Genomic DNA, 11,183 nt, shown 5'->3' on the forward strand with positions numbered 1-11,183 from the left:
CGACAACCCTCTAGTTGACTTGGTCTGCGATGCTTTGCGGCACCGGAATCTGGATTTCCAGCAGCTGCTGGGCGAACGCTTTGCCTTGTGGGTCGATCCGCAGGCTGGCCACGCCACCGGCACCGAGGGCATTCTCCAGGAGGAAATTGAGGCTGTGGCTGCCTGGCAGGTACCAGCGCTGGACTCGCCCGTGGATCGGGTCGAGCACGTGGCTCATCCACTCGACGACCACCTCGGGCGTCAGCGCTTCGGCGATCCACGGCAGGTATTCAGGGGCGCGGGCCATGACCCCGATGTTGCTGTGATTGCCCTTGTCGCCGGAGCGCGCCACTGCCAGTTTCACCAGTGCCACGCTGGCATCGGCACGCCCTTGGGGTTTTGGCGCCATAAAGGGCAAGGGCAGGTCGGCGCTGTCGAGGTGGTCGAGGGCGGGCAGGGTGCATGGGTGGCGCTGGCCCTGCAGGTCGATCTGCAGGGTGCAGGCGTTTTTGTCGATGAGGAATGAGAACAGGCGGATCAGCGGGTAGACGGTAGGACGGCCGCCGACAATGCCGGTCAGGCCGGGCGCCATGCCGGTGGCGGCCTGGGCGATTTCCCGGGAGAACAGGATCAGCGCCTGTTTGTTCGGATGCCGCACCGCCAGTTTGATCACCACTTCGCGGCTGTCCTGGCGTTGACCGTGGGGGCCATAGGTGGCCTCGCTGCCCAGCAGTTCGATGTGCACTTCGCTATAGGGCGCCCAACCGCGCTGGCTGAACATTTGCCCGGTCTTGTTGATGATCGCCTCGCTCACCCGGCGCGCCTTGGCCACGGCGTCGATCCCGGCAATCAAGCAACTGGCGGTGCAACGGAAACCATCCGGGTAAGTGGCGCTGACCTTGTACTGCGCCGGTGCCGGAAAGCCTTTGGCGCCGTGGACCTGGACCCGGTTCGGGCCCTGCTGCTGGAGTTTGACCTGGCTGAAATCGCAGATCACATCCGGCAGTAGGTAGGCCCGTGGATTGCCGATTTCGTACAGCAATTGTTCGCCCACGCTCAAGGGCGTGACCAGACCTCCGGAGCCTTCGGGCTTGGTGACGATGAACTGGCCGTCGGCGCTGACCTCGATCACGGGGAAGCCGATGTGCTCGTAGTCCGGCACCTGCTGCCAATCGGTGAAGTTGCCGCCGGTGCACTGTGCGCCACACTCGATGATGTGCCCGGCCAGTGCGGCCTGGGCCAGGTGTTCGTAGTCGTGCCACGCCCAGCCGAACTCATGCACCAGCGCTGCGCTGACCACCGCGCTGTCCACCACCCGGCCGGTGATGACGATGTCTGCGCCCAGGCGCAAGGCTTCGACAATGCCGGGAGCGCCGAGGTAGGCGTTGGTCGATACGCAGACGGGCGGCAAGGGCGCTGCGCTGAACATCTCGCGCACGCCACTGGCGGCCAGTTGCTTGAACTGCGGTTGCAGGTCATCACCCAGCAGCACGGCGATCTTCAGGGGGACGCCGGCCTGATCGCAGGCGCGCTGCAAGGCGGCGGCACAGGCCAGTGGATTGACCCCCCCGGCGTTGCTGATCACCCGGATGCGCTGTTCGGCGATCTGCCCGAGCAACGGGCCGAGGACCTCGACGAAGTCGCTGGCGTAGCCGGCCTGGGGATCTTTCATACGTGCCCCGGCGAGCAATGACATGGTGATTTCAGCCAGGTAGTCGAAGACCAGATAGTCCAGGGCGGCGCCCTCCACCAGTTGGGCGGCAGCGGTCGAGGTATCCCCCCAAAAGGCACTGGCGCATCCGATACGAACCGTCTTGTTCATGGCAAGCCTCCGACAGAAGTGTTTCGAGACTACCAAGCAAGCGCTTGGTTTGTAAATCCCGAGGAGGACTTTTACCCGAGCGCTTGCTTGGTTTCCTTCGGCGGCTTAAATTGCCCGCGCCAGCCACGGCATTTGTGGTGTGTGCACTGGGTTCGAGCGACTGTAGGAGAGAATGGGTGGACGAGCAAAAAGCTCTGCTGGTAATGCGCGAGTTGGTCGACAACGGGCAACTGACCGATCCGGACAGTGCTCGCGGCAAACTGCTGCAAATGGCGGCCCACCTGTTTCGCAACAAGGGCTATGAGCGCACCACTGTGCGCGACCTGGCCAGTGCGGTGGGGATTCAGTCCGGTAGTATTTTTCATCACTTCAAGAGCAAGGACGAGATCCTGCGTTCGGTGATGGAGGAAACCATTCGCTACAACACCGCGTTGATGCGCGCCGAACTGGCGCAGGCCACCAGCGTGCGCGAGCGGGTATTGGCGCTGATCCGCTGCGAGTTGCAGTCGATCATGGGCGGCAGCGGCGAGGCAATGGCGGTGCTGGTCTACGAATGGCGCTCATTGTCCGAAAGCGGGCAGGCCCAGGTGCTGGCGCTGCGCGACATTTACGAGCAGCTCTGGCTGCAGGTACTGGGGGAAGCCAAGGACGCGGGCCTGATTCGCGGAGACCTGTTCATCACCCGTCGTTTCCTCACCGGTGCATTGTCCTGGACCACTACCTGGTTTCGGCCCGATGGCAGCATGAGCCTCGATCAGTTGGCCGATGAAGCGCTGATCCTGGTGCTGACGCAAGCATGACGATTTGGGCAAAACGCATTAAATAGCCCCGTCGCGTTGTCTTAGTGGGCGAAACCGCCTAGCTTAATCCGGGTGGGTCTATTTTCAGGGGTGGTGTGGGTTGATGTATTCGCCAGTTCGGATGGCTTCGCGGATGTTGTTGATGGCGCTGGGTGTGCTGTCGGTAGCGCCGAGTTCGGCCGCACAACTGGTGCGCATCGGCGCGGCGCATTTCCCGCCCTACACCATTCGCCCGGAAACCGGTGCCGATTCCGGACTTCTCGCGCAATTGATCGTCGCCCTTAACCAGTTGCAGAGCGACTATCAATTTGTCCAGGTACCCACCTCCATTCCGCGCCGTTTCGGTGACTTCAAGCAGGGCCGGATCGACGTGGCTATCTTCGAGAATCCCCAGTGGGGCTGGAAAGACGTCCCGCACACGGCCGTCGACATGGGCCTGGAGGATGCGGAGGTTTTTGTCTCGCAACAGCTTCCTGAGCGCGAACAAAGCTATTTTTCCAACCTGCAGGACAAACGGCTCGCGCTGTTCAACGGCTATCACTATGCCTTTGCCGACTTCAATTCCGACACCCGCTACCTCGCCAGCCACTACAACGTGACGCTGACATATTCCCACGACAGCAACCTGCTGATGGTGCTGCGCGGTCGTGCCGACATCGCCCTGGTCACTCGTTCGTTCTTGAGCGACTACGTGCTGCGCAACGAGCAGGTCGCCCCCCACTTGCTGGTGTCCGAGCGGGTCGATCAGGTGTATCACCATTACGCCCTGATCCGTCCGCAGGCTCCGATCAGTGGCGAAGCGTTCGGCAGGATGTTGCAGGGGCTGCGGGATAATGGCCAGATGCTGAAGATTTTCCAGCCTTACAAGATTGCGCTCGTCGCAGTGCCCCAGGGCTGAAATCAGCGGCGGGCGAAGGTATCGCTGAGGGTGTCCGAAACCTTGCGACAGTGCACCAGTGCATCGCGGATCATGAAGTTCACCAGGGTCGGCGAGACCTCCAGTTCCTTGGCGATGTCTTTCTGTGGCATGCCATGCAGGCGATACATCTCGAAGGCGTAGCGGGTACGGCTGGGCAATTCGCCAAGGGCGTCGGCGATGTTTTCCAGGACACGGAAGTTGATGTGCGAGGTTTCCGGTGAGGCGCCCTGGATGACCACATTCAAGCCTTCCTCTTCACTGCCCGAGTACTTCTGCTCCAGGGCCTGTTTGCGGTAGTGATCGATCGCCAGGTTGCGCACGATCTGAAACAGGTAGCTGAGCTGGGCCTTGAACGAAGAGGTGATCTGGGGCGCCGATTGCAAGCGGAAGAAAGCGTCTTGCACAACGTCTTCGGCACGGGACCGGCAACCCGTAATGCGCGCCGCGGTTTTCACCAGCATCGGCCGGTTGTCTACGAACGCCTGGAGTAAGGATGAGTCGCAGCTGCTTGTGGAAACGGATTGCGCCATGGAAGTCACCTCGCTGCAAAAGTTAGTGGGACGACCAGCGCTTCGGATCCGTCCTACGCATTGAGCGACAAGCTAGGCTTAATGATAATAATTGTCAATTAGCATAAAGAATTAATTACGTTTGGCTTTCGCCGACGAGCTCACACTGATGTGCCTTGAGTTATGGCGCCGGCTCCTTCGTCTGGATCCGTTCACCTGGGGCAATTGCGCCCTGGTTGCCCCTTGCTTACCAAGCCTGCGCTTGAGCACATCGACGGCCTGTTCGCGGCAGGTTGGGGCGCTACCCGATCTGCCGCGAAGTCGTTGCAGAGGACTTATTTTTGTCTGAAGTACCAACGGGTTTCATCGGTATTGATGCCTAATCCGTTGAGCTTTTCCTCAACGTACCTCAAACACACTCCGCCATCGGGTTGATAGTGGCCGGAGGCGTCATTGACGCTGGCGATAACGTCTCGCAAGGCAATACCATCATTGGCACTCTCTATTCTGAATTCGCCTGCGCAGATGACCGGTCGTCCACTGCCCAGTTGGCTATGCCTGATGTAGTCGTTTCGCGACTCATGTTTCCAGCGCCTGTAGATAATTGCACCCTCTGGGGTATACACCCAGGTGTAACTATCGCTGGGAGTATTCGGCGTTAGTATTTCTGTCTGTCGGTCTTTCAACAATTCGCCCATCAGCTTTCCATCGACCATGCCGACCAGTTGGCCTGTGCCTTCGAGGGTCGAGGGATCGTAGGTTCGCCAAGATTTGATGTCGCCGATCCAGGGCATCCAGCGCACGGGATAGGTTTGGGTGTTGATATCGAGGGGGCGATTGTCGGAGTTGCTCCAGTCTGACCAACTGATATGTCCAGCCCAAACTTGCTGCAAATGCGAGGAAGAGGCATGCAACCATTGATGAATTTTTTTGAAGGAGCGGTTAGTGAAAACGCCATTGGCGATCAGTATCAGCGAGTCTAGCTCCCAGTTGTCGCTGGCGATGGGGTGAGCAATCGGTATTTGGTGCAGGGAGATGTTTTGCAGTTCGCTGATATGGATGCTGGGTCTTCCGAAGAGGCGGGGAATATCAACATCGACACTAATGATTTCACCCACCCTGGGGGCGTCGGAAAACAACTGGAAGTTATTGTGGTGGCCCATGCTTACATATACCTTGTCATCGGTGCCAGCCCAATTTGCCTCGGCAATTTTTGCAGATATTCTAAGTTCGGTGATGTTGGCGCTGCGTTCAAAGTCACGCGTGTAGTCGCTGATGATGTTCATTGTTTGAGCTCTACTTTCAATGGGGTCTTGAAGTCCTGAAAGTAGTATTTTTATCGGTGGAAGTCTTTGTAGGTGTTTTACAGTTTGTTAGTGTTGTTTTGCTGCGTTGGAATGCAGCGAAGGATTAGTTTGCGGCCGGTGTTTCAGGCGAGTTGTCAAGGCAGTCGAACCATTGAGTGGTCAAGCAGCGTTAAGCTTGCGCCAAGTTCGACGGTAAGCGCAGGCTGTAAAAGCGGGGGGAGATCATGGCGTGTAGGCTGGGTGTGAGTTCGATATAGGTCATTACTGGAGATGCCGGTTTGTCTAGAGTCGCGGTTTCTGTTGTCGGGGGCTCTGTAATATTTACTGTTAAGGCTTGAATTGACGGAGGTGCCCGGGCGGGACAGTCTCTGCGGGCATTTTTTTCGACAGAGTCTACGCAGGAGATACAGGATGCCTTTCGTTACTATTGAGGGTGAGCCCCTTCACTATATTGATCAGGGCACTGGCCCTGCCGTGCTCCTGGCTGGAAGTTACTTGTGGGACCACACCATGTGGGCGCCACAGATTGCTGCGTTGTCTCCACACTATCGGGTGATTGCCCTGGATTTGTGGGGGCATGGGGAGTCCGGGGCGCTGCCGCAGGGTACCGCTTCACTCAATGACCTGGCACGCCAGGCACTGGCATTACTCGATCACCTGGGCATTGAGCGTGTCGCACTGGTTGGTCTTTCAGTTGGTGGAATGTGGGGCGCGCGCCTGGCCCTGTCCCACCCGCAACGCATCAGTGCCCTGGTACTGATGGACACGTACCTGGGGGCTGAGCCCGAAGCCACTCGGCAGTACTACTTCTCACTGCTCAATCAGATCGAGGAGGCGGGTGCAATTACACCGCAGGTTCTCGATATCGTGGTGCCAATCTTCTTCCGGCCGGGAATCGACCCGCAATCAGCGCTTTATCGACAGTTGCGCGACTCATTGGCCTCGCTGCCAGCGGAGCGGTTGCGCAAGAGCATCGTGCCAATGGGGCGTATCACCTTTGGTCGTGAGGATAGGCTGGCGTGCCTGAATCAATTGAACCCGGATACGACGCTGTTGATGTGCGGTGAGCAGGACACGCCAAGGCCGCCTTCAGAAACCATGGAAATGGCCGAGTTGATCGGTTGCCCTTACCAATGGGTGCCTGAGGCGGGGCACATCTCCAATCTGGAAAACCCGCAATTCGTCACTGAAGCGTTGCTGGCATTCCTGGCCAATCGTTGACGGCCCTGGCTGTAGGTGCGTGCTGGCCGGGTTGTCATCCCCATGGTGAGTGAACTGATATGCAGAAGAGTGTTCAGGTTCATCGCGGTCAAGTTCGTACCTGCAGGGCGCTTGTCGTCTACAACCATCGCTGGGTATGTGTTTTTTGTCGGAGTTGGCGTGCCTTGTTGCGGTTGCAGTACGCACTTGGCATCCAGATAGCAAGGCGTTGGGGTGGCGGACAGTTCAAGTTCGTTCATCTACTTCAAGTCGGCGTTGAAGTTGGTCCGCATGTCAGCCGGGATGCCTTTCAGCGCCTTGGTCCTTGCTGGCCAACCGCGCGGCGGATTTGCCGAAGATGTCTGTTTTTGAAAAGCTCAACCGTTCGGTCCATGTGGGATGGATATTTCGCCTTGAATACGACTGCCTAAAAAGCAACTAGCAGTTCTACCAGTATACTCAGTTGGTTTTTTATGGGGGAATACAGGTGTGAAGTGCTTGCGTTGTAGGAAATATATCCATTGGATTTCATTAGTTGAGGCCTGCGATGAATACTGCGAATTTTGATAATTCAAGTCTTAAGTATAGATTGAGCATGTGGCGAAACATTCGATAGCGTTATCATGGGAGACGCGCGAAGGTTTGGTGGAGTATTGGCTGACTCCTGCTGGTGAAAATTCTGATGTTCCGCTTTACCAGGGGCCGGACAATAATTTTACTCACTCGTCACTCGTCACTCGTCACTCGTCACTCAAGTCGAACACGGAATACAGTTATTTTTTGAGCGGGAAAACGGCGGACAATAAAACTACATTGCCTGTATTGATCATAGCGCGGACAGCAGTTAGAGGAACGCCGATCCCGCCGACGTTCTTCCGGGAGTTCGGTCAGACAGCCGAGCAGGTTTCTTTCTTCTGGGATGATGGCATCGTTGATGGAGGTATACCACGTTATGAGATACGTCGAGATGGGGACTTACTAGAAAACCCCTCCGCTCCTCCCTATACAGATACAGACCCTCAGCAAGGGCGTAATCATTTGTACTGTATTCGTACGTTTGATGATGAGTTTCATTATTCGGAGCCGCGTTGTATCGAGATTTATTTCGAGGATTTCACTGCGCCCACTGATCCATCTGAGTTAGAGTTTTCTGAGCTTAGTGTTAAGTTGAGCTGGGAAGCGTCGTTCGACAGCTCCCATATTGTTTTTTATGACGTTGATAAGGGTCCCGGTGATGTACTGGCTAGAACAACAGATACCGAGATTGTTCTTACCGACCTGGACGGGAGTGAGAGATATAACTTTGGCGTAACGGCGATTGGTCAAAGTGGCAACGAATCTGGTCGGGTGGCGATAGATTATCCGGTGACGGTTGTTTCTGTTCGAAGGAAACTGTAACACTCCTGTGTTATGGGCGTTTTCTCTTTCATCCAGCCCTTATGCCAGTGCATCAGGGCTTTTTTTTGGTTCAGCACGGATAACCGGGAAAGACGCTCTTGATCCTCATGAAAAAGAACTCGCTATCCCGGTAACCGTACGCCATCCGCTTGATGACCTTTATTCGATTGTTTATTCCTTCCAACTGCCCCGTGTGCATCGGCCAGCGAACCCGGCTGACGATGCCCCGCCAGTAACCCTTTAGCCGTTTGGCAAACTGGATCAGAGCCGGTATTTCGCTTTGATGAGCATGGCGCAGCCATTGTTTCCAGGCCGTTCTCCAGGCCCAAGCAGTACTCGGTGTCCAGAGTGTTTTGAGTTCAGCCTTCATCAAATAGACCGTAAGCACTCCATAAACCCCACCAACCTTAATGGTGGAGCGCTCAGCTAGACGATGCGGGTGAGCAGTTCCACGGGAGCAGCGCTTCGTAATCTTCAATCGAGGTCGCCAGCGGTAGGCGCTCTAATGCGTGGCGCAGCCACGCATAGGGCTCTTGGCTGTTGGCTTTGGCAGTCTCGACCAGGCTATAAAGTTGAGCATTGGCCGTCGCGCCCCTGGGCGTGTCGCTAAACAGCCAGTTCTTTCTTCCGATCACCAATGGGCGGATCGCACGTTCGGCCGCGTTGTTGTCGATCGGCAAGTAGCCTTCTTCGACGTACCATTCAAGTTTGCTCCAGTTGCTTGCCAGATATAACTGATGGCTTTGCCCAAGGCATTGTGCGCGGTGACCTGCGGCTGCGTCTTTTCGATCCAGCTTTTCAACTGAGCCAGCACCGGTAGGCTTTGTTCGTGACGGCCGTTTTTACGTTCAGCGTCACCGCAGGCCTTCAGGTCGCGTTCGATGCCGTAAAGCTTGTTGATCAGGTTCAGCGCGATATCCGCGCGCCCCGTTTTACCTTTGGGCTGCACTTTCTGTGCTTCAACGAATTTGTGACGCGCATGGGCCCAGCAGCCTAAACGCTCAACTCCAGTCTTGGGCGCCCAGTGCGTTGTAAACGGCATAATCATCGGTCATGACGTAGCCACGATAGCCCTCGAGCAGGCGCGTATGGAGCGCTTACTGTTGTTCGGGAGTGTATGCGTGTTGCTGTGGTTGGGTTTGTAGTTTTGTATAGATAAGTAGGTTCTATCAAAATGCGGCTGGTAATGGTTTTTTTTAATACTATCAGATTTGATAGGTTATTTTTTAATGTTGATCTGATTAGATGTTGCTGCGGGCCACACAAAATCAATATGTAAATCAAGGTGTCTATATTATGGGTGATCTAAATAAAGTTTCTAGCACTGTCAAGGCTCAACCACCTTATCCAGTTGGCTTTCGTGATGTGACAAGAACGGCGGTCACCTTAACGTTTCCCTGGACTCATGGAGGGCTTTGGATATATTTCGAAGGTAAAACACACACGATTTCACTCCCCGCCACTGAGTATACATTTACTGGGTTGACGCCAGGTAGGACAAACATTTTTCAGTTCCAAGATAGAAATAGGCCTCCAACTTATAGTCTGACTACAGTAAGTGTAGAGACATTGAGAAATCGTCCGACCAAGCCTGGGAGTTTAGGGAAGTTTGAACATACCACCAATTCGGTCTTGTTGCATTGGGGGCCGCCGGGGGAGGTCGATGGTGGCGAGGTTTTATATAGGGTTCGGCGAGATGAAGTAGTATTGGAGGAAACGGAAGATACTGCTTATAGGGATTTAACTCCGGAGGAGGGGCGCACTTACCTGTATAGCGTTTGTACGATTGATGATCAGTACAACGAATCGGATCGGGTTACACTGACCCTCAGCTTCGATGACCTTACCCCGCCCACTGAAATATCAAACTTGAGAACCACTGATCTTAGCGTGCAAGTCCTCTGGGATCCGGCGTATGACTCTTCCGGACGTATTAAATACCATGTTTATCTGGATGGTGACCATAAGGGAACCACGGAAGAGACGGCATTTTCTATTACCGAGATGGAGTCAGGGAAGCGCTATCAGATCTGTGTAGAGGCTGAGGATGCTTCCGGTAATAAATCAGAAAAAGAATGTACAACCTACCCCCCCATCGGCATTCCTTTAAAGCACAGGCAGTAACCGTTTAACGCGGTTGGTTTTGCGCGATTGACCCCGTCCCGATGCACAAGCATCGGGACTTTTTGTGCTTGGGGTCTGTTGCGTTGCATGCCTTGTCAATCGGTGACAGTCGTACAGTCCTTCTTTCAACCCACTGTGTGTTTTCGGCTTAACTGACGCAACGAATGCCACGCCCCCCCTCGATCTGCCCGTACGCAGATGCTCCCTTCGCTCCTGCCACCCATCTCTAGGTGAGCTTCGGTTTTCGAACCCTGATCCTCCTTGTACTTGATAACACCAATACCCTTATTTTGATCCTGTCAGCCAAATGCTCTCCCCTGTATTTGCAGCGAAAATACCTACAAGGAGTAAGCGGCAGGTGGAAGGTTCCCCTTCATGGTGAAGGATAAGTCCTACAAGATGATCGGATAGGTCTTGCATACCGGTCCTTCAGAAAGCACGAAGATGCGCCCCGTTTGAAATGCAATGCCAGCTCTCTTGGTTGGCATGAAAACCCGGTGCTGGACTTTCGTCGCTTGGCTGAAGCTTGCACTTTTACTTAGCTATTTAAAGGTGAATTTAATGTTCAAGAAAGTTGCAATGTCTACCTCTGCGCTGGCTTTGGCTTTGGCTTCTTCGGCGGCACTGGCTGTTCCTCAGCAGCATGATATTACTGTCATTGCTGATATTCCGGGCGCCGATTTTTATGTGCAGCCGGAAGACATGAGCACCATTCGCGACGAGCAGCGCCTGCTTTGGAATCAGGCGACGTCGCAGTTGGAAGGTATTACTCGCATGTTCAAGGTCAAGAGTTCCGTTGGTACTGGTACTGCCCCTGCTATTGAGGCGACTCTTATGGAGGCTGCGGAGATTGTGGATGTCAAAAATGCCAGTAAAAAAATTAACTTGAATGTAAGTTTTAACGGTGCGGCGCTGACTACTGTCGGTACCCCTGTAGAAGTTGTTGGCGAAGATGGTGCGACAACTGAAATTCGATCGCCGTTGGTAATCACCCCGGTTGCACCAGGCGGAGGCTACGCTGAAGGTAACTACCGCGGCTTCGTTAAAGTGATGTTCGACGCACCATAATGCTGAGTAAGTTATAACAGTCAGTTCGTTGTTTCTGTGGCCGGCGCTCTAAGCCGG

The 11,183-nt window shown here is 55.0% G+C and carries 9 protein-coding genes and 2 pseudogenes; 6 read left to right on the top strand and 5 right to left on the bottom strand.

Annotated features, from left to right (window positions below; all coding sequences use genetic code 11):
- Positions 1-10: 10 nt before the first annotated feature.
- Positions 11-1,801, bottom strand: coding sequence for an acyclic terpene utilization AtuA family protein (locus Q1W70_RS18480; RefSeq protein WP_302097717.1), 1,791 nt, complete (start codon positions 1,799-1,801; stop codon positions 11-13).
- A gap of 176 nt (positions 1,802-1,977) precedes the next feature.
- Between Q1W70_RS18480 and Q1W70_RS18485 the strand changes: the two genes are divergently transcribed.
- Positions 1,978-2,601 (top strand): TetR/AcrR family transcriptional regulator, encoded by a 624-nt coding sequence (locus Q1W70_RS18485; protein ID WP_185819149.1) that lies wholly within the window; start codon positions 1,978-1,980, stop codon positions 2,599-2,601.
- Positions 2,602-2,704: 103 nt separating this feature from the next.
- The gene (locus Q1W70_RS18490) at positions 2,705-3,499 is read left to right on the top strand and encodes a substrate-binding periplasmic protein (protein ID WP_166590194.1); all 795 of its coding nucleotides are present in this window, start codon (positions 2,705-2,707) and stop codon (positions 3,497-3,499) included.
- Positions 3,500-3,501: 2 nt separating this feature from the next.
- Here the strand turns inward: Q1W70_RS18490 and Q1W70_RS18495 are convergent, their stop codons facing one another.
- Together Q1W70_RS18495 and Q1W70_RS18500 are read right to left on the bottom strand one after the other, a co-directional pair.
- Positions 3,502-4,050 (bottom strand): RNA polymerase factor sigma-70, encoded by a 549-nt coding sequence (locus tag Q1W70_RS18495; RefSeq protein WP_166590195.1) that lies wholly within the window; start codon positions 4,048-4,050, stop codon positions 3,502-3,504.
- A gap of 314 nt (positions 4,051-4,364) precedes the next feature.
- Positions 4,365-5,315, bottom strand: coding sequence for a hypothetical protein (locus Q1W70_RS18500; protein WP_166590196.1), 951 nt, complete (start codon positions 5,313-5,315; stop codon positions 4,365-4,367).
- A 432-nt stretch (positions 5,316-5,747) separates the two neighbouring features.
- Between Q1W70_RS18500 and Q1W70_RS18505 the strand changes: the two genes are divergently transcribed.
- Positions 5,748-6,557 (top strand): alpha/beta fold hydrolase, encoded by an 810-nt coding sequence (locus Q1W70_RS18505; RefSeq protein WP_166590197.1) that lies wholly within the window; start codon positions 5,748-5,750, stop codon positions 6,555-6,557.
- Positions 6,558-7,133: 576 nt separating this feature from the next.
- Positions 7,134-7,934, top strand: coding sequence for a fibronectin type III domain-containing protein (locus tag Q1W70_RS18510; protein WP_302097718.1), 801 nt, complete (start codon positions 7,134-7,136; stop codon positions 7,932-7,934).
- 70 nt (positions 7,935-8,004) lie between these two features.
- Here Q1W70_RS18510 and Q1W70_RS18515 read toward each other — a convergent pair.
- Positions 8,005-8,322: pseudogene (locus tag Q1W70_RS18515) on the bottom strand (ISL3 family transposase); the annotation flags it as partial.
- A gap of 34 nt (positions 8,323-8,356) precedes the next feature.
- Positions 8,357-9,019, bottom strand: a pseudogene (tnpC, locus tag Q1W70_RS18520) (IS66 family transposase); the annotation flags it as partial.
- A gap of 211 nt (positions 9,020-9,230) precedes the next feature.
- Here tnpC and Q1W70_RS18525 point away from each other — a divergent pair.
- Together Q1W70_RS18525 and Q1W70_RS18530 are read left to right on the top strand one after the other, a co-directional pair.
- The gene (locus Q1W70_RS18525) at positions 9,231-10,058 is read left to right on the top strand and encodes a fibronectin type III domain-containing protein (protein ID WP_166590198.1); all 828 of its coding nucleotides are present in this window, start codon (positions 9,231-9,233) and stop codon (positions 10,056-10,058) included.
- Between the two features lie 561 nt (positions 10,059-10,619).
- On the top strand, positions 10,620-11,126 hold the full coding sequence (locus Q1W70_RS18530) for a CS1 type fimbrial major subunit (RefSeq protein ID WP_166590199.1): 507 nt from the start codon (positions 10,620-10,622) through the stop codon (positions 11,124-11,126).
- Positions 11,127-11,183: the final 57 nt, after the last annotated feature.

The sequence above is a fragment of the Pseudomonas kielensis genome, assembly GCF_030505375.1.
GTDB classification, from domain to species: domain Bacteria; phylum Pseudomonadota; class Gammaproteobacteria; order Pseudomonadales; family Pseudomonadaceae; genus Aquipseudomonas; species Aquipseudomonas kielensis.